The following is an 18,525-nucleotide window of genomic DNA, read 5'->3' on the forward strand; positions in this document are numbered from 1 at the left end:
CGATAAGCCTAACGCTTATAAACCGCTTTTGATAAGCGAAAAGCTGATATTCACGACACGAGAGAGCGCGCGGCGGACTGGGCGCGCGTGACGAGCTCTTCGCGCTGCTCGCCCACGCGCACCGGTGAGGTGCCGCCGACGCCGGTGCGGCTGGCCACCGACCCGTCGATGGTCAGGACCTCGCGGACGGCCGGGGTCAGGGCCGGAGACACCGAGGCCAACAGCTCGTCGTCGGCGTCTTCCAGGCCGATCTCGCGCTCCTCGCACGCACGGACGAGGGCGCCGGAGATCTCGTGGGCATCGCGGAACGCCACGCCCTGGCGCACGAGCCACTCGGCCACATCGGTCGCGAGGGAGAACCCCTGCGGGGCGAGCTCGGCCATCCGGTCGGCGTGGAAGCGCAACGTCGCGATCATGCCCGAGAACGCCGGGAGCACGAGCTCGAGGGTGCGCACCGAGTCGAAGACAGGCTCTTTGTCTTCCTGCAGGTCGCGGTTGTAGGCCAGCGGAAGACCCTTGAGGGTCGCGAGCAGGCCCGACAGGTTGCCGATCAGACGCCCCGCCTTGCCGCGCGCGAGCTCGGCGATGTCGGGGTTCTTCTTCTGCGGCATGATGCTCGAGCCGGTCGAATACGCGTCGTCGAGTGTGACGAAGCCGAACTCCCGCGTATTCCACAGGATGACGTCTTCGGACAGACGCGACAGGTCGACGCCGATCATCGCGGTGATGAAGGCGAACTCGGCCACGACGTCGCGCGACGCGGTGCCGTCGAGGGAGTTCTCCGACGGGCGGGCCAGGCCCAGATGGTCGGCGACGAGCTGCGGGTCGAGCCCCAGAGTGGCCCCGGCGAGCGCCCCTCCGCCGTACGGCGAGACCGACGCGCGCACCGACCAGTCGCGCAGCCGCTCGATGCCGCGGACGAAGGCCCAGCCGTAGGCCTGCAGGTGGTGGGCGAGCAGGACGGGCTGCGCGTGCTGCAGGTGCGTGCGCCCGGGCATGATCGCGGAGCCGTTGGCCTCGGCCTGAGCGACGAGGGCGTCGATGAGACGGAGCAGTTCGCGAGTCAGGGTGCGGGAGTGGTCGAGCAGGTAGAGCCGGACGAGGGTCGCGATCTGATCGTTGCGGCTGCGACCGGCCCGCAGCTTGCCGCCCAGGGCGGGTCCGACCGTCTCGATCAGCACCCGCTCGAGCGCCCCGTGCACGTCTTCATCACCGGGCGATGCGACGAGGGAGCCGTCTTTCACGCGGGCGGCGAGCTCGTCGAGGCCGTCGTGCATGGCCCGTGCCTCGTCGGCGTCGAGGTAGCCGGCCGCCTCGAGCGCCGCCGTGTGGGCGTGCGAACCCTGGATGTCGTAGAGGGCGAGATCCCAGTCGAAATGGGTGGAGCGGCTCAGCGCCGCCAGTTCGGGAGACGGTCCGCCCGAGAAACGGGCACCCCACAGGGCCCCCTCGTTCGTCGCCTGACCGGTCTCGCTGCTCATCCCCCCAGCCTACCGAGGGCGACCGACATCCCCCGAGCCGGAGGACGGCGCCCGCCCGTTCAGCGCAGCTGCGCCGCCGGTCTCACGACGTCCCCGCCGACGACCGCACGCACCGCCCTGTCGATGAGCGCCTCGAGCGGTCCCCGCCCGATCACGAGCACCCAGACCGTGCAGAGCACCACGAGACCCGCCACGAGCGGAGCGAACAGTCCCGCCTCCCGGATGCCGTACAGATCCGACGTGTCGCCCAGCAACGCCAGGGCCACGATCGCCCACACCACCAGCTGCAGCACGTAGGCGGTGAGCGGCATCGACCCCACGGCGCGCAGAGGCACCGCCACCCAGCGCAGCGGGGTGCGGCACAGCAGCAGACACGCGCCGATGACGGCGATCGCGAACCCGCCCGACCCGATGACCTCCCACAGCCCCGCCGAGTGGTCCTCGGCGGTCAGGACGACCGCGAGATAGGCGTTCCCCCGCACCGCGGGAGCCGTGAGCAGCGCCGCTCCGTACCCGGCGAGCGCGAGCGACCCGCCCACGGTGACGAGCAGGCCCTGCGGCGCGGGCGCCCGCAGGTCGAGGCGGCCCAGTCCCATCCCGGCCAGGAGAAACGCGATCCAGGTCGTGAACGGGTAGTTCCACCCGATCAACGCCGCCAGCTCGTCGCCGCCGGGCCCCGGCCAGATGGGCGCGGCATCCAGGACGGGCTGGACCCACGGCATGACGAGGGCGAAGACCGCGGCCGCCGTGAACAGACCTCGCGCGCGCAGGCCGAGGAACGGCAGCGCGAGCACGAAGAGCACCGCGTACGCGGGCAGGATGACGTACACGGGTACGCCGGTCATCACCAGCAGCACCCCGATGACCCAGAGCATCGCCCCGCGCATCGCCAGGCGTGCCGCCGCGCGGGGACGCCGCTCGGCCGGCAGCGGACGCGTGCCCCCCGTGACGAGCGCGATCGACAGCCCCGCGAGCACGGCGAAGAGGATCGACGACCGGCCGTTGACCAGCGTGATCCACGACTCCGGGTCGGGGGTCAGCACGCGCTCGGTGTCGAGGAGGTGCGCCGCGAGCATGCCCAGCACGGCGAGCCCGCGCGCCAGATCCACGCCGCTCAGCCGGCTCGGCCCGTCGAAACGGGACCAGAGCCGGCCGAGTCGCGACGTCAGCCCTGGCGCAGAAGCCACACCAGCAGCGCCTTCTGGGCGTGGAGACGGTTCTCGGCCTCGTCCCACACGACGCTCTGCGGGCCGTCGATGACCTCGGCGTCGACTTCGTACCCGCGGTCGGCGGGCAGGCAGTGGATGAAGATCGCGTCGTCGGCCGCGCTCGTCATGAGCTCGCTCGTGACCTTGAAGCCGCCGAGGTCGCGGATGCGCGCGATCTTCTCCTCCTCCTTGCCCATCGACACCCACGTGTCGGTGACGACGACGTCGGCTCCGGATGCCGCGACCTCGGGGTCGGCCACCAGTGTCACCGACCCGCCGGTCTCGGCGGCGATGCGCTCGGCATCCGCGATCACATCGGCGCGGGGGGCGTAGTCGTCGGGAGCGGCGACGCGCACGTGCATGCCCGCGGTGACGCCGGCGAGCACGTAGGAGTGGGCCATGTTGCTGCGCCCGTCGCCGAAGAACGACAGCGTCAGCCCCTTCAGCTCGCCCTTGTGCTCGCGGATGGTGAGGAGGTCGGCGAGCAGCTGGCACGGGTGGAAGTCGTCGCTGAGGGCGTTCACCACGGGCACGCGGGTGCCGCGGGCCATCTCCTCGAGGCCCGCCTGCGCGTAGGTGCGCCACACGATCGCGGCCACCTGACGCTCGAGCACGCGAGCGGTGTCGGAGGGGGTCTCCTTGCCGCCGAGCTGGCTGTTGGCCGTCGAGATGATCAGCGGTGACCCGCCCAGATCCGCGATGCCGACGGCGAACGAGACGCGCGTGCGGGTCGACGACTTGTCGAAGATGACCGCGACGGTCTGGGGTCCTTCGAGCGGCTTCTGGGCCCAGCGGTCCTTCTTCAGCTCGATCGCGAGGTCGAGGATCTCGGCCTGCTCGGCCGGGGTGAGGTCGTCGTCGCGCAGCAGGTGGCGGGTCATGCGGGTACTCCTACGATGAGGGCGTCGTTCACGGTGGCGAGCGCGGCGCCGAAGAGGTCGAGGAACTCGGCGACCTCGGCATCCCCGATCGTCAACGGCGGCGCGATGCGGATCGTGTCGTCGTTCGCGGCGTTCACGACGAGACCGTGCTGCTGGGCGGCCGCCACGACGGCCTTGGCGACGGGGCTGGTGAGGCCGATGCCGAGGAGCAGGCCCTTTCCGCGCACACCCGCGACGAGCGGCGAGCCGAGCGCGGCGATGCCCTCGCGCAGCTGCGTCTCGCGTCGGGCGGCGTTGGCGACGAGCCCGGCCGACTCGATCTCGTTCAGCACGGCGCCGCCGACGGCTGTGCCCAGGGCGTTGCCGCCGAAGGTGGAGCCGTGCGTGCCGGGGAAGAACAGCTCGCTCGCGGCCCCGAAGGTGATGAGCGCCCCGATGGGGAAGCCGCCGCCGATGCCCTTCGCCACGGTGATGGCATCGGGGACGATACCGGCGTGCTGGAAGCCGAACCACGCGCCGGTGCGGCCGGCGCCGGTCTGGATCTCGTCGACGATGAGCAGGGCGCCGTGGCGCTGGGTGAGTTCGCGCGCCGCCCGGAGGTAGCCCTCCGGCAGCTCGACGACGCCCGCCTCGCCCTGAATGGGCTCGACGAGGAGCGCCGCGACGCGATCGTCCATGGCGGCCTCGAGAGCCTCGATGGTGGCGTCGATGTGCTCGACCCCGGGCACCATGGGCAGGAAGTCGGCCTGCAGAGCGGGCTTGCCGGTCAGTGCCAGCGCGCCCATCGTCCGCCCGTGGAAGCCGCCCTTGAGCGTCAGGATGCGCGTGCGGTCGGTGCCGCGGCCGTGCAGACGAGCCAGCTTGAGCGCGGCCTCGTTGGCCTCGGCACCGGAGTTGCCGAAGTAGACGCGGCCCGACTCCCCCGTGCCGGCGAGGCGCTTGAGCCGTGCGGCCATGGCCAGCTGCGGCGGCGTGGCGAAGTAGTTCGAGACGTGAGCGAGGGTCGAGGCCTGCGCGGTGATCGCCTCGACGAACACCGGGTGGGCGTGGCCCAGGGCGTTGACGGCGATGCCGGCGAGGAAATCGAGGTACTTCTTCCCGTCGCCGTCCCACACGTACGCGCCCTCGCCGCGCACGAACAGCGCCATGCGGTCGCCGAAGCTGCGCACGAGGTCGCGTCCGGCGTCGTCCTGCCAGGCGGCGCGGGGCGTCGCGGGTTCCTGAGTCGTGTCCGCGTTCACGCGACCACCTCCGTTCCGATTCCTTTGTTGGTGAACAGCTCGACGAGCACCGAGTGCGGCACACGTCCGTCGATGATGGCCGCCGTGGGCACTCCCCCGTCGACGGCGTCCAGGCACGCCTGCATCTTGGGGATCATGCCCGACTCGAGCTTCGGCACCATCGCGCGCAACTCCGTCGAGGTCAGGTGCGACACCAGCGAGTCGCGGTTGGGCCAATCGGCGTACAGGCCCGGCACATCGGTCAGCACGACGAGCTTCTTCGCGTTCAGCGCGATGGCCAGGGCCGCCGCCGCGGCATCCGCGTTGACATTCAGCGACGCACCGGGGTGGTCGAGGTCGGGGGCGATGCTCGAGACGATCGGCACGCGACCGGCGGCGAGGTGGTCGAGCACCGGCTGAGGGTCGACGGTGACGACGTCGCCCACGCGCCCGAGATCGTGCTCGACGCCGTCGACGACGACACCGCGTCGACGACCGCCGAACAGGCCCGCGTCCTCGCCGCTCAGGCCGGTGGCCAGCGGCCCGTGCGCGTTGACCTTGGCCACGAGCTGCGGGTTGATCTGACCGGTGAGCACCATGCGCACGACCCCGATGGCCTCGGTCGAGGTCACCCGATACCCGCCGCGGAACTCGCTGGGGATGTCGAGACGGTCGAGCATCGACGAGATCTGCGGACCGCCGCCGTGCACGACGACGGGCTTCACGCCGACGTAGCGCAGGTACGCGATGTCGGCGGCGAAGGCGTCCTGAAGCTCGTCGCTGACCATGGCGTTGCCGCCGTACTTCACCACCACGACCTGATCGCGGTACTTGCGCACCCACGGCAGCGACTCGACGAGCGTGACGGCCCGTTCGCTGGCGGCGGCGGGATCGGTGTCTTGAAGATCGACGTGGGTCATGAGGAGTAGGCGCTGTTCTCGTGGACGTAATCGTGCGTGAGGTCGTTGGTGCGGATCGTGGCCGAGGCCTCGCCGACGCGGAGGTCGACGACGAGGTCGGTGGCGCGCGGCGTGAGGTCGACGTCCTCGCGAGGGCGATCGGGGCCGCCCGCCGTGCACACGCGCACGCCGTTCATCCACACGTCGACGTCGTACGGGTCGAAGGCGGCGTCGGTCGTGCCGATCGCGGCGAGGACGCGGCCCCAGTTGGGGTCGTTGCCGAAGATGGCGGCCTTGAAGAGATTGTTGCGGGCGATGGAGCGGCCCACTTCGACCGCGTCCTCTTCACTGGCCGCGTTCGTCACGCGGATCGTGATGTCGTGGCTCGCGCCCTCGGCGTCGCCCTGCAGCTGCGCGGCGAGGTCATCGCAGACGGCGGCGAGGGCTGCGGCGAACTCCTCGGCATCCACCCGGATGCCACTGGCCCCGCTCGCCAGGAGCGTCACCTGGTCGTTGGTCGACATGCAGCCGTCGGAGTCGAGTCGGTCGAAGCTGACACGCGTCGCCGCACGGAGCGCCGCGTCGGCGCCGGCCGCGTCGAGCACGACGTCGGTGGTCAGCACGACGAGCATCGTCGCGAGCCCCGGCGCGAGCATCCCGGCGCCCTTGGCCATGCCGCCGATGCTCCACCCCTGCCCCCGGTGCGCGGCGCGCTTCGGCTTCGAGTCGGTGGTCATGATCGCGAGCGAAGCGTCTTCTCCCCCGTCGGTCGAGAGCGCGGCGACGCCCTTCTCGACGCCGTCGAGGACCTTGGACCGGAAGACCTCGTCGCCCGTGCCGATCAGCCCCGTCGAGCACACGACGACATCGCCCGCGCTCGCACCGAGCAGCTCCGCCGCGCGCTCCGCGGTCTGGTGCGTGGTCTGGAATCCGAAGGATCCCGTGAAGCAATTCGCTCCGCCGGAGTTGAGCACGACGGCCTCGATCACCCCGTCCTTCACGACCTGCTCCGACCACAGGATGGGGTTGGCCTTGGCGCGGTTCGAGGTGAACACCGCCGCACCCACCTTGAGCGGTCCGCGGTTGACGACGACGGCCACGTCGCGCGCACCGGACGACTTCAGACCGACGGCGACGCCGGCGGCTTCGAAACCAGCGGGGATCGTCACACTCACGGGGCGACTCCGTTCACAGGAAGGGCGGTGGTCTCGGCGAGGCCCAGCGCGATGTTGAGGGACTGCACGGCGGCTCCCGCCGTGCCCTTGACGAGATTGTCGACCGCGGCGACGACGGTCACGCGATTGGCCGCGCGATCGATCGCCAGGCCCATCGACGCGATGTTGGCGCCGAGCACGTCGGCCGTGCGCGGGAAGACGCCCGCGGGGAGCAGCTCGACGAAGGTCTCGTCGGCGTAGGCGTTCTCCCATGCGTCGCGGATCTCGGCATCCGTCGCGCCATCGACGATCGGTGCCGAAGAGGTGGCCAGGATGCCGCGCGCCATCGGCACGAGGACCGGCGTGAACGACAGTCGGATGCCGTCGCGCGGCGCCCCCGCGGCGGCCAGAGCCTGGCGGATCTCGGGGATGTGGCGATGTGTACCGCCGACGGCATATGGGTTCGCGGTGCCGAGGATCTCGCTGGCGAGGAGATTCGTCTTGGCGGACTTGCCGGCTCCACTCGGGCCCACGGCGAGGACCGAGACGATGTCGCCCGGGTCGATGACCCCCGCTGCGACACCCGGCGCGAGGGAGAGGGCGACGGTGGACGCGTTGCACCCGGGCGCGGCGATCCGGGTGGCCCCGCGGAGGTGCTCGCGCTGCTTCACGCCGCCGACGACGAGCTCGGGGACGCCGTACGCCCACGGCTCGGGGTGCTCTCCGCCGTAGAACGCGGCCCAATCGTCCGCCGATGTCAGACGGTGGTCGGCACCCGCGTCGATGACGAGCGGGGTGCCGGTGAGGGCGTCGGTGTACTGCGCCGACTGCCCGTGGGGCAGGGCGAGCACGACGATGTCGTGACCTGCGAGCACCTCGGGCGTGGTCGGCTGCAGCTCGAGGTGCGCGAGGGAGCGCAAGTGCGGTTGATGGGCGACGAGCCGCTGGCCGGCGCTGGAATGCGCGGTGACCGTGCGGATCTCGACGTCGGGATGGTCGGCGAGGAGGCGGAGGATCTCGCCACCCGCGTAGCCGGAAGCGCCGGAGACGGCGACCGAGAGGGTCATGTATCCACCTTACGAGTCGGGGCTGATGCTGCACGCAGCGTGAAGCGGGGCGGCGACGCCCGTATGCCCGACCGATGGCGGGTTACGAGGTCGCCGAGAATCGGCGCGCGACCCGACGTCGACGCTCGTCACCGGTGCTCACGAAGAGCTCCTCGGTGCGCGCGGTGGTCGACGACATAGTGGCGAGGGTATCCGCCACGGGGCGGACGGGGCAAATCGGGGCCCCACCGCTTCTTTCGCAGGACCCGCCGTCGAACGTTCGGACGCCCTCGCCGTTGTCCCCCAAATGGGGGACAGAAAAAAGGTATGCTGTCACCCTGCCCTCATCGCCGGGCACTTCCGACTGCCCCCTTACCGGCGATGAGGGCAGTTCTCCGCCTGCTCGGCATCCGACCACGGACCGTCCACGCCCCCCGAACGCACGGGAGCGCCGCGCGGCGTGAGCCGGGCGGCGCTCCAGGAACGGCGTCGTCAGTCGCGGATCGCCGCGCCGAATCGTTCGGCGGCCACCGCGACGCCCGCGAGCTTGGCATCGGTCGCCTCCGCCGCCGTCAGCGTGCGGTCGGCGGCGCGGAAGCGCAGCGCGAACGTGAGGCTCTTCGTGCCCTGGGCGAGCCCCGGGCCGCGGTAGTCGTCGACGAGGCGGGCGCCCTCGAGGAGTGGCGCTCCTCCCTCGACGAGCGCGGCGCGCACCTCCCCCGCAGCGACGTCCGAGGCCACGGTCAGCGACACGTCCTGGGTCGCGGCCGGGAATCCCGACAGGGATGCCGCGACCACGCGCGACTGCGCGAGCTCGAGCATCGCGTCGAGGTCGAGCTCGGCCACCAGCACGCGTCCGGGCAGATCGGCCTCGGCCGACACGGTCGGCAGCAACTCGCCGACGTAGCCGATGTCCTGGCCCGCGGCGAGCACGCGGGCGGTGCGCCCGGGGTGCAGAGCCGCGCGCTGGGCCTGCACGAGCTCGATGTCGAGCCCCGCGGCCGCGGCGAGCACGCGCACCGCGTCGACGGCATCCGCGAGATCGGCGGCCAGAGCGGGCTGCCCGGGCTGCTTGGCGACGGAGTGTCCGGCCAGCAGGATCGCGACGTGTCGGCGCTGCGGCGGGATCGACGCGTCGAGCGCGGCGAGGGTGGCGGCGTCGGGCCGCACGGCCAGCGGCGGAACCAGGGGCGTGCCGTACTGCACCCCGGGCTTCGGAAGGAACACCGTCCCCGTCTCGAAGAGCGCGAGGTCGACGATGCCGCGCGAGACGTTGCGGTGCGCCACCTGCAACAGCGCCGGGATCAGCGAGCGGCGCAGGAACGGCGCGAGACCGTCGAGCGGGTTCGCGAGCTTGACGCTGGGCAGCGGGTCGCCGGAGGGCGAGCCGTGAAGGGCGTTCTGCTCCTCGGTGGTGAAGGGGAACGACGGCGTCTCGACGAAACCGGCCGCGGCCAGGGCGTTCGCCACGCGACGACGCCCCTGCTGGGCGGAGGTCAGACCGCGGCCCGACGGCGGCGTGGGGAGCACCGAGGGGATGCGGTCGTAGCCCTCGATGCGGGCGACCTCCTCGGCGAGCGTCCACTTGTCGGTCAGATCGGGGCGCCACGACGGAGGCGTCACCGCCCATCCGCCGTCGTGCTCGTCGACGCTGCATCCGATCAGCCGGAGAGCCGAGACGGTCTCGTCGTCGGTGTAGTCCACGCCGATCAGACCCGAGACGAAGCCGGCGGGCAGGGTGAGGGACTCGCGGCGGTGCGACGACGACAGCGATCCACCGAGGTCGGTGTCGAGCGTGCCGCCGGCGAGCTCCACCATCAGCGAGGCGACGCGCTCGGCCGCCACGTACGGCACCAGCGGGTCGACGCCGCGCTCGAAGCGGCGCGAGGCCTCCGACGGCAGCTTGTGGCGCCGCGCGGTCCGCGCGATCGTGACCTGGTCGAAGGTCGCGGCCTCGATCAGGACGTTGCGCGTCGCATCGCTCATCTCGGTCGGCCCGCCGCCCATGACGCCCGCGAGACCGATCGGTCCCGACTCGTCGGTGATGAGCAGGTCTTCCGCGCTGAGGGTGCGCACCTGACCGTCGAGGGTCTCGAGCTTCTCGCCCTCCTCGGCGCGGCGGACCGTGATGCCGCCCTGCAGGCGGTCGAGGTCGTAGCCGTGGATCGGCTGGCCGAGCTCGAGCATGACGTAGTTGGTGATGTCGATCAGCACACCGAGCGAACGGATGCCGGCCAGCGACAGCCGCGTGATCATCCACGGCGGCGTCGGGCGCGAGGGGTCGACGTCGCGCACGATGCGCGCGACGAATTCGCTCGCCCCGGCGCGTCCGCGGATGGGCGCGCGGTCGTCGACGGCGATCGGGAAGCCCGACGGCGTGCGCGAGACGGCCTCGTCGTGCCCCGTCCCGGGGTCGCGGAAGGCCGCGCCCGTCGCGTGCGAGTACTCGCGCGCCACGCCGCGCAGCGACAGGGCGTAGCCGCGGTCGGGGGTGACGTTGATCTCGACGGCGACGTCGTCGAGACCCAGCAGCGCGATGGCGTCCGTCCCCACCGGCGCATCGATCCCGAGGTCGACCAGACGCAGGATGCCGCTGTGCTCGCTGCCGAGCCCGAGCTCCTTGGCCGAGGCGATCATGCCGTCGGACACGTGCCCGTACGTCTTCCGCGCCGCGATCGGGAACGGCCCCGGCAGCACGGAGCCGGGAAGTGTCACCACGACCTTGTCGCCGGGGAAGAAGTTGCCCGCCCCGCACACGATGCCGCGGACTCCCCCGTGGGCCTCGCCCACGTCGACCTGGCACCAGCGGATGGTCTTGCCGTTGGACTGCGGCTCGGGGGTGAACTCCTGCACCTGTCCGACGACGATGGGACCGCTGAGCTCGAAGCGGTGCACGTCTTCTTCTTCGAAGCCGACCGAGACGAGCGCCGCCAGGACGTCGTCGGGCGTGGCCTCGGCGGGCACGTCGACGTACTCGCGCAACCAGGAGAGAGGGACGCGCATCAGACCACCATTCCGAACTGCTCACTGAAGCGCACATCGCCCTCGGCCATGTCGCGCATGTCCTGCACGTCGCTGCGGAACATGAGCGTGCGCTCGATGCCCATGCCGAAGGCGAAGCCCGAGTACTCCTCGGGGTCGATGCCGGCCGCCCGCAGGACGTTGGGGTTCACCATTCCGCAACCGCCCCACTCGATCCATCGCGCCCCGCCCTTGAAGGTGGGATGCCACAGATCGAGCTCTGCGCTCGGCTCGGTGAACGGGAAGAAGTTGGCGCGGAAGCGCGTCTTGGCCTCGGGCCCGAACAGCACGCGCGCGGCGTGGTCGAGGGTGCCCTTGAGGTGAGCCATGGTGATGCCCTTGTCGACCACGAGCCCCTCGAACTGCGTGAACACCGGCAGGTGCGTCGCGTCGAACTCGTCGGTGCGGTACACCCGGCCCGGGCACAGCACGTAGATGGGCAGGTCGCGCTCCAGCATCGAACGCACCTGGACGGGGCTCGTGTGCGTGCGCAGCACCAGGTGACGGGCGACCGGATCCACGAAGAACGTGTCCTGCATCTGGCGCGCGGGGTGGTCGACGTCGAAGTTCAACGCATCGAAGTTGAACCACTCGTGCTCGAGCTCCGGCCCCTCTGCGATCTCCCACCCCATGCCGACGAAGATGTCGGACACCTGCTCCTGCAGGAGGGAGATGGGATGCCGCGCACCGACGCGGGCGCGCTGCGGCAGCGCCGTGACGTCGATGCGCTCGGCCTCGAGCTGCGCAGCCGTCTCGGCGGCGGCGAGTTCGGCCTCGCGAGCGGCGAGCGCCTGATTGACCTGGCCGCGCGCCTGGCCGACGAGCTTGCCGACCGCGGCCTTCTGCTCGGGGGCCACGTGGCGCATCTGGGCGTTCAGGCGCGCGAGGGAGGACTGCTCCCCGGTGTGCGCGGAGCGGGCGGCTTTCAACTCGGCCGTGGTCGCGGCCGCGGCGATGGCCGCGAGAGCGGCTTCGACGGCGGAGGCGACGGCCTCGGGGGTGATCTCGGGTGCGTCGGACACGAGATGAGAGTCTACCGACGGGCGGGGACACTCCCCCGCCCGTCGGTGCGATGACTCAGATCGTTGACCCGCCGCGCTGGGCGACGATCAGCGAGGTGTCGGTCGCTCCCTGCTGCAGGGGCTGCACGGGCGCGGCGACGTCGCCGCGCGACGAGCGACGGAGCCGCTTCTCGACGAGGGTCGCCACGAACGACAGCAGAAGGCACAGCGCGATGTAGATCGCGCCGACCACGATCGTCGCCGGGACGATCGGCGAACCGACGACGGGCTGCGCGCCGATGTACTTCGCGTAGAACAGCAGCTCGGGGTAGGTGATGACGAAGCCGAGGGCGGTGTCCTTCAGGGTCACCACGAGCTGCGCGATGATGACGGGCATCATGGCGCGGATCGCCTGGGGCAGCAGCACGAGGCGCATCACGCCGGCCTTGCGCAGACCGATCGCGTATCCCGCCTCCGACTGCCCCCTCGGCAGCGACTCGACGCCGGCGCGGATGACCTCCGCGAGGACCGATCCGTTGTAGCAGACGAGGGCGATGACCACCGCCCAGTACGGCTCCATGCGGATCCCGATGACGGGGAACCCGTAGTAGAGCAGGAACATGAAGACGAGCACCGGAATCGCGCGGAAGACCTCGATTACCGCGGTGAAGGGCCAGCGCACCCACGCGTGATCGGAGAGACGCCCGATCGCGAGGACGAAACCGAGCACGAGAGCACCGACGGCGGCGGCGGCGAAGGCGGCGAGCGTGGCCAGCGTGGCATCCAGGATGCTCGCCCACACGTTCGTGTAGGTGAACGCCGACCATTTCTTGGCCGTGAACTGGCCCGTGTCGGCGAGTCGCCACACGAAGAAGCCCACGATGGCGAGCACGACCAGGATCGTGAGCACGCCCAGGATGCGATTGCGCAGGACGGCCTTGGGGCCGGGGACGTCGTACAGGACGCTGCTCATCGGGCGACCCTCCATCGGTTCTCGAGCGTTCGTTGCACCCATGACAGCAGGAGCACGAGCGCGACGAACACGATCATGATCCACAGGATCACGATGAACGCGTTCTCTCCCCGCTCGCTGAGGTAGTTGCGGACCGATCCCAGGTTCACGATGGAGAAGCCCGCGGCGACGGTGGTGTTCTTCAGCAGGGCGATGAAGACGCTCACCATCGGGGGGATGACCGAGCGGAACGCCTGGGGCAGCACGACCAGTGACATGACCTGCCCGAAGGTCAGGCCCAGGGCGCGCGCGGCCTCGGCTTGACCGACCGGGACCGTGTTCACACCCGATCGGATCGCTTCGGCGACGTAGGTGGCGGTGTAGATGCCCAGGGCGCAGATGCCCAGCACCAGCGACACCTCACCGGTCAGGCGGAGTCCGAGAAGAGGGGGCAGAGCGAACACGAAGGCGAAGAACACCAGCGTGAGGGGGGTGTTGCGGATGGCACTGACGTAGAACGTCCCGACTCCGCGCGCGATCGGCACGGGCGACACGCGCATCGCGCCGACGATGATCCCGAGGACGAGCGCGAGCGCGCCGCCGGCGAAGAACAGCACGAGCGTGCCGACGAGCGCTTGGCTCCAGATGTCGAGGTTGTCGGTGATGACACCCATGCAGGGTCCTTATCTCGAAGGAGGGAATCGGGGGCGGGCGGGCGCGGACAGCCGCACCGCCCCCGATCGGATCACTCGTCGGCGGTGGGCTGCTCGCCCTTGATGCCGGCCGGCGCGAGGTTCTTCTCGAACAGCGCGGTCCAGACGTCGCCGCCGTCGTTGAACAGGGTGTTGATGTGGTCCTTCAGCACCGTGTCGCCCTTGGGGAGGCCGACGCCGTAGCGCTCCTCGCTGAAGGTGTCGCCGGCGATCTTGAAGGTCTCGGGCTCCTGGGCCACGTAGCCGGCGAGGATCGCCTGGTCGGTGGTGACCGCGTCGACCGAGCCCGCGCGCAGCTGCTCGAGGCACTGCGTGTAGGTGTCGTACTCGACCGTGTCGCCCGGGTTGTACTCGTCGCGGATGCGCTGCAGCGGCGTCGAACCGGTCACCGAGCAGACGATCTTGCCGGCCAGGTCGTCCGGTCCGGTGATGTCCTCGTTGTCGGCTGCGACGAGCAGGCCCTGACCCGTGATGAGGTACGGACCCGCGAAGTCGATCTGCGCCTTGCGCTTGTCGGTGATCGAGTAGGTGCCGACGTAGTAGTCGATGTTGCCGTTGACCAGCTCCTGCTCGCGGTTCGCGGAGGGGATGGTCTTGTACTCGATCTTGTCGGCGTCGAAGCCGAGCGAAGCCGCGATCCACTGGGCGATCTCGACGTCGAAACCGCCCCGGTCGCCGCTGATCGGGTCCTTGAACCCGAGACCGGGCTGGTCCTCCTTGACGCCGACGACGACCTTGTCGGCCGAGACCATGCGGTCGTAGGTGGGGCTGCCGTCGAGCGAGACGTCGGACGCGACCTCCCACAGCTGGGTGGTGTCGGCGCCGTCGCCCTCGGCGGGGGCGGCGCCCGGGGCGCCGCTGTTGCAGGCGGTCAGTGCCAGCAGGCCGGCGGCGACGATGCTCGCGCCGGCCAGAAAACGTGTCTTACGCATGTGATGTCTCCTTGGTAACGAATGTGTGCTGTGCGAATAAGGGTCAACGGGGACGGCGCGCGTCATCGGAACGAGGTGGAGCGAGGCTCGAATCTCGGCCAGAACCTCCTCGTCCTCTGCCGTCCGGGGTCACGCGTCAGTGCGTGATGAGCTTCGAGAGGAAGTCCTTCGCCCGGTCGGACTCCGGCTGCGTGAAGAACTGCTCGGGGGCCGCCTGCTCGACGATCTGCCCGTCGGCCATGAAGACCACGCGGTTCGCGGCCTTGCGGGCGAAGCCCATCTCGTGGGTGACGACGATCATCGTCATCCCGTCCTTGGCGAGGCCGACCATGACGTCGAGCACCTCGTTGATCATCTCGGGGTCGAGCGCCGAGGTGGGCTCGTCGAACAGCATGACCTTGGGCTTCATCGCCAGGGCACGGGCGATCGCGACGCGCTGCTGCTGACCTCCCGAGAGCTGGGCGGGGAGCTTGTCGGCCTGGTGGCCGACGCCCACGCGCTCCAGGAGCGCCCGCGCCTCCTTCTCGGCATCCGCCTTCTTCATCTTGCGGACCTTGAGGGGACCGAGCATGACGTTCTCGAGGATCGTCAGGTGGGCGAACAGGTTGAACGACTGGAAGACCATGCCGACATCGGCACGCAGCTCGGCCAGGCCCTTCCCCTCTTTGGGAAGTTCCTTGCCGTCGATGGTGATCGAGCCGCTCGTGATGGTCTCGAGACGGTTGATGGTGCGGCACAGCGTCGACTTGCCCGACCCGGACGGGCCGATCACGACGACCACCTCGCCGCGGTCGACGGTGAGGTCGATGTCCTTCAGCGCCTGGAACTGGCCGTAGTGCTTCTGCACATCGGAGACGACGACGAGGGGCGCAGAGCCCGCCGGGGGAACGGATGCCATGCCTTCACCCTATGAGGATGTTGTGCGTCGGACCACATTCCGGCGCGCGCCTTAACCGTTCTGTAACAGCCGGGAGCGCAGCGAGCTCTGCCGCACTCAGACGGCCCGCTGGGCGAAAGCGGTCTCGTAGAGGCAGACGCTCGCGGCGGTCGCGAGGTTCAGCGACTCCGCACGACCGTAGATCGGCAGGCGGAGGGCGAGGTCGGCGTGAGCCAGGGCATCGTCGTCGAGTCCGCGTGCCTCGTTGCCGAACAACCAGGCCGTGGGCTCGGCCAGGCGATCGCGGGATGCCAGGAAGTCGTCTCCGTCGACGTCGGCCGCGACGACGCGCAGCCCCGCCTCGTGCATCCGGGCGACGACGTCGGGGAGCTCGAGGTCGACGGCCACGGCGACGTGGAACAAGGATCCGGTGGTCGAGCGGACGACCTTCGGGTTGTACGGATCGACGGTGCGACCGGTCAGGATCACGGCGTCGGCCCCGGCGGCATCCGCGGCGCGGATGATCGTGCCGAGGTTGCCGGGATCGCGCACCTCTTCGCAGATCGCGACGAGACGGGGGCCGGCTGCGAGCACGTCCTTCAACGCCGTCGGCGACTGCCGGGCGACCGCGATGATCCCCTGCGGCGTCACGGTGTCGGCCATGGCGTCCAGCACCGCTTCGGTCGTGTACTGCACCTCGACGTCGGCGCGCTCCGCGGCCTCGCGCACGTCGGTGTGCTTCTCCATCGCCGTCGGCGTCGCGTAGAGCTCCAGAACGGTCTCGGGCGCGTAGGCGAGCGCCTCTCTGGCAGCCTGCGGACCCTCGAGAAGGAACAGGCCGGTCTCCTGGCGGGCAGCGCGTTTGCTGAGCTTGGCCACGGCGCGCACCCGCGGCGAACGGGGGTTCTCCAGCACGTGACCAGTGTATGGCGCTGATGGCATGGGGCCCGGGATGCCGCGCGCGGACGACGAAACGGGCGCCCTCCGAGGAGGACGCCCGTTTCGGGAGAAGATGCGACTTACGCGGTCTTCGGAGCGTTGACGTCGCTGGGCAGCGCAGCCTTGGCGGTCTGCACGAGCGAGGCGAACACGGCGGGCTCGTTCACCGCGAGCTCGGCGAGCATGCGGCGGTCGACCTGCACACCGGCGAGGCCGAGGCCCTGGATGAAGCGGTTGTAGGTGAGGCCGTTCTGACGGGATGCGGCGTTGATGCGCTGGATCCACAGACGGCGGAAGTCGCCCTTGCGCTTGCGGCGGTCGCGGTACGCGTAGACCAGGGAGTGGGTGACCTGCTCCTTGGCCTTGCGGTACAGGCGCGAACGCTGTCCGCGGTAACCGGAGGCGCGCTCGAGGATGACGCGACGCTTCTTGTGGGCGTTTACTGCCCGCTTGACTCTAGCCATTTCTGTTTCTTCCTAACGTGCGTCGGCGCTCAGAGACCGAGGAGCTTCTTGGCGACCTTCGAGTCACCCTTGGCCAGGACCTGCTCCTGGTTGAGGCGGCGGGTGCGCTTCGAGGCCTTGCCTTCGAGGTTGTGGCGCATACCGGCCTGCTGCTTCATGAGCTTGCCGCTACCGGTGAGCTTGAAGCGCTTCTTGGCACCCGAGTGGGTCTTCTGCTTCGGCATCTGTCTTCCTTCGTTGGTGTTCCCGGCGGAGCGGGAGTCTGGGGAGCTTTACTCGGCGGGGGCCGAGGTCGGCGTTTCTTCCGGGGCCGAATCGCCGCGGGCCGCGCTGCGCGCCGCCTCGCGGTTCGCCGCGCGCTGCGCGTTCTGCTCGGTCTTGACCTCGGACTTGTTCTTGTGAGGAGCGACCACCATCACCATGTTGCGGCCGTCGATCGTGGGGTTCGATTCGACCGTGCCGAACTCGGCGACGTCTTCGGCGAACTTGCGGAGCAGGCGCACACCCTGCTCGGGACGCGACTGCTCACGACCACGGAACAGGATCATGGCCTTCACCTTGTCGCCCGCCTGCAGGAACCCCTCGGCGCGCTTGAGCTTGGTGATGTAGTCGTGGGCTTCGATCTTCAGACGGAAACGAACCTCTTTGAGGACCGTGTTCGCCTGGTTACGACGCGTTTCCTTGGCCTTCTGAGCGGCCTCGTACTTGAACTTGCCGTAATCCATGATCTTGACCACGGGCGGCTTCGAGCTCGGCGCAACCTCGACCAGGTCGAGGTCCGCTTCCTGGGCCAGGCGCAGCGCAGCTTCGATTCGGACGATGCCGACCTGCTCGCCGTTGGGTCCGACGAGACGGACCTCCGGGACTCGGATGCGCTCGTTGGTGCGGGGATCGCTGATGCGGAACTCCTCTTGTGTGCGGGTGGTGGCCGCCGCGATCCGATCGAATCGCGGGCGAAGAGGAGTACACACGCCACCCGGCACGGTGCTGTCAGCACCGGCTTCTGCACCCTGGCGACCCCGTGCGAAACGGAGCGGAGTGCGGGAACCCGGTAGCCTGGAGCGGCAAGCGCGGGTGGGATGTGATCCTCTTTCGTACGGAGTGAGACACTCCGAAGCCCGCCACAGTCTAGCAGAGAGATTCACGTGGACACGATCCCCTCCGACCAGCCCGCCGACGACCAGGCCGCGCACCGCCACGGCGCAGAAGACGAGCGGCTCGCGCGCTGGGAGGAGCAGGAGCGCGCCTCGGCCTCCGCCACGCGCGACATCGCCGACGTGCCCGCGGTCGAGGTCATCACCACCGCGGCGGTCCACCTCATGAGCGCCGCCGCCGTCAAGACCGGCCTGGCCGACAACCCCGCCGAACAGCTCGACCTCGACGAGGCCCGCAAGCTCATCAACTCCCTCGCCGGCCTCATCACCGCGGGCGCCCCGGAGATCAGCGACATGCACGCGCGCTCACTGCGCGACGGGCTGCGTTCGCTGCAGCTGGCGTTCCGCGAGGCCTCCGTCATCCCCGACCCGATCGGCAAGGGGCCGGGCGAGAAATGGACGGGTCCCGTCACGTAAGTCGTTCGTTCTGGGGTACCGGGCTCCGTGATGCCCCCTCCCCCAGGCAAGAGCAGGGCCCCTACCCCGATTGCCTGGGGAAGGGGGCATCACTGCGCCCTGTGCCCCAGGCCGGCTCCGCCGTGACACCCGCGGGCGTATGGGACCCTGCCCCGATTGCCCAGCG

The 18,525-nt window shown here is 70.1% G+C and carries 18 protein-coding genes; 1 reads left to right on the forward strand and 17 read right to left on the reverse strand.

All coding sequences use genetic code 11. The features are described 5' to 3' along the window. Window positions 1–50: 50 nt before the first annotated feature. The 17 genes from argH to infC form a co-directional block, all read right to left on the reverse strand. Window positions 51–1,481: an argininosuccinate lyase gene (gene argH / locus AB0N82_RS14725; protein ID WP_363392531.1), complete on the reverse strand. Its 1,431-nt coding sequence runs from the start codon at window positions 1,479–1,481 to the stop codon at window positions 51–53. A gap of 59 nt (window positions 1,482–1,540) precedes the next feature. Next, window positions 1,541–2,590 carry a heparan-alpha-glucosaminide N-acetyltransferase domain-containing protein gene (locus AB0N82_RS14730; RefSeq protein WP_363392533.1) on the reverse strand — a complete coding sequence of 350 codons (1,050 nt, stop codon included), beginning with the start codon at window positions 2,588–2,590 and terminating at the stop codon, window positions 1,541–1,543. 56 nt (window positions 2,591–2,646) lie between these two features. After that, a complete protein-coding gene (gene argF / locus AB0N82_RS14735) occupies window positions 2,647–3,570 on the reverse strand; it encodes an ornithine carbamoyltransferase (protein ID WP_315993060.1) in 924 nt (307 codons plus the stop codon). Continuing rightward, complete coding sequence (locus AB0N82_RS14740) at window positions 3,567–4,718, reverse strand: acetylornithine transaminase (RefSeq protein WP_363393332.1); 1,152 nt, start codon at window positions 4,716–4,718, stop codon at window positions 3,567–3,569. The genes argF and AB0N82_RS14740 overlap by 4 nt, the downstream gene beginning before the upstream one ends. An 89-nt stretch (window positions 4,719–4,807) precedes the next feature. After that, window positions 4,808–5,710 (reverse strand): acetylglutamate kinase, encoded by a 903-nt coding sequence (argB, locus tag AB0N82_RS14745; protein ID WP_315993061.1) that lies wholly within the window; start codon window positions 5,708–5,710, stop codon window positions 4,808–4,810. Continuing rightward, window positions 5,707–6,864, reverse strand: a complete 1,158-nt coding sequence (gene argJ, locus AB0N82_RS14750) for a bifunctional glutamate N-acetyltransferase/amino-acid acetyltransferase ArgJ (protein WP_363392535.1) — start codon at window positions 6,862–6,864, stop codon at window positions 5,707–5,709. Before argJ ends, argB begins: the two co-directional genes overlap by 4 nt. Next, window positions 6,861–7,910, reverse strand: a complete 1,050-nt coding sequence (gene argC / locus AB0N82_RS14755) for an N-acetyl-gamma-glutamyl-phosphate reductase (protein ID WP_363392537.1) — start codon at window positions 7,908–7,910, stop codon at window positions 6,861–6,863. The genes argJ and argC overlap by 4 nt, the downstream gene beginning before the upstream one ends. A gap of 471 nt (window positions 7,911–8,381) precedes the next feature. Beyond that, window positions 8,382–10,892, reverse strand: a complete 2,511-nt coding sequence (gene pheT, locus AB0N82_RS14760; RefSeq protein WP_363392539.1) for a phenylalanine--tRNA ligase subunit beta — start codon at window positions 10,890–10,892, stop codon at window positions 8,382–8,384. Next, window positions 10,892–11,932: a phenylalanine--tRNA ligase subunit alpha gene (gene pheS / locus AB0N82_RS14765; protein WP_315993065.1), complete on the reverse strand. Its 1,041-nt coding sequence runs from the start codon at window positions 11,930–11,932 to the stop codon at window positions 10,892–10,894. The genes pheT and pheS overlap by 1 nt, the downstream gene beginning before the upstream one ends. Before the next feature lie 55 nt (window positions 11,933–11,987). Continuing rightward, on the reverse strand, window positions 11,988–12,884 hold the full coding sequence (locus AB0N82_RS14770; RefSeq protein ID WP_363392541.1) for an amino acid ABC transporter permease: 897 nt from the start codon (window positions 12,882–12,884) through the stop codon (window positions 11,988–11,990). Then, on the reverse strand, window positions 12,881–13,537 hold the full coding sequence (locus AB0N82_RS14775) for an amino acid ABC transporter permease (protein WP_363392543.1): 657 nt from the start codon (window positions 13,535–13,537) through the stop codon (window positions 12,881–12,883). The genes AB0N82_RS14770 and AB0N82_RS14775 overlap by 4 nt, the downstream gene beginning before the upstream one ends. A 71-nt stretch (window positions 13,538–13,608) precedes the next feature. Continuing rightward, window positions 13,609–14,508, reverse strand: coding sequence for a glutamate ABC transporter substrate-binding protein (locus tag AB0N82_RS14780; protein WP_315993068.1), 900 nt, complete (start codon window positions 14,506–14,508; stop codon window positions 13,609–13,611). A gap of 136 nt (window positions 14,509–14,644) precedes the next feature. Then, window positions 14,645–15,406, reverse strand: coding sequence for an amino acid ABC transporter ATP-binding protein (locus tag AB0N82_RS14785; RefSeq protein ID WP_315993069.1), 762 nt, complete (start codon window positions 15,404–15,406; stop codon window positions 14,645–14,647). 96 nt (window positions 15,407–15,502) lie between these two features. Further along, window positions 15,503–16,300, reverse strand: coding sequence for an RNA methyltransferase (locus AB0N82_RS14790; RefSeq protein WP_315993070.1), 798 nt, complete (start codon window positions 16,298–16,300; stop codon window positions 15,503–15,505). 104 nt (window positions 16,301–16,404) lie between these two features. Further along, window positions 16,405–16,788 carry a 50S ribosomal protein L20 gene (gene rplT, locus AB0N82_RS14795; protein WP_013583374.1) on the reverse strand — a complete coding sequence of 128 codons (384 nt, stop codon included), beginning with the start codon at window positions 16,786–16,788 and terminating at the stop codon, window positions 16,405–16,407. Between the two features lie 29 nt (window positions 16,789–16,817). Beyond that, window positions 16,818–17,012, reverse strand: coding sequence for a 50S ribosomal protein L35 (gene rpmI / locus AB0N82_RS14800; protein WP_013583375.1), 195 nt, complete (start codon window positions 17,010–17,012; stop codon window positions 16,818–16,820). Window positions 17,013–17,060: 48 nt separating this feature from the next. Beyond that, on the reverse strand, window positions 17,061–17,726 hold the full coding sequence (gene infC, locus AB0N82_RS14805; RefSeq protein ID WP_108317775.1) for a translation initiation factor IF-3: 666 nt from the start codon (window positions 17,724–17,726) through the stop codon (window positions 17,061–17,063). Window positions 17,727–17,942: 216 nt separating this feature from the next. Between infC and AB0N82_RS14810 the strand changes: the two genes are divergently transcribed. Continuing rightward, window positions 17,943–18,359: a DUF1844 domain-containing protein gene (locus tag AB0N82_RS14810; RefSeq protein ID WP_315994574.1), complete on the forward strand. Its 417-nt coding sequence runs from the start codon at window positions 17,943–17,945 to the stop codon at window positions 18,357–18,359. Window positions 18,360–18,525 lie beyond the last annotated feature (166 nt).

This window comes from Microbacterium sp. NPDC089186, assembly GCF_040685115.1.
Classification (GTDB): Bacteria; Actinomycetota; Actinomycetes; order Actinomycetales; family Microbacteriaceae; genus Microbacterium; species Microbacterium galbum.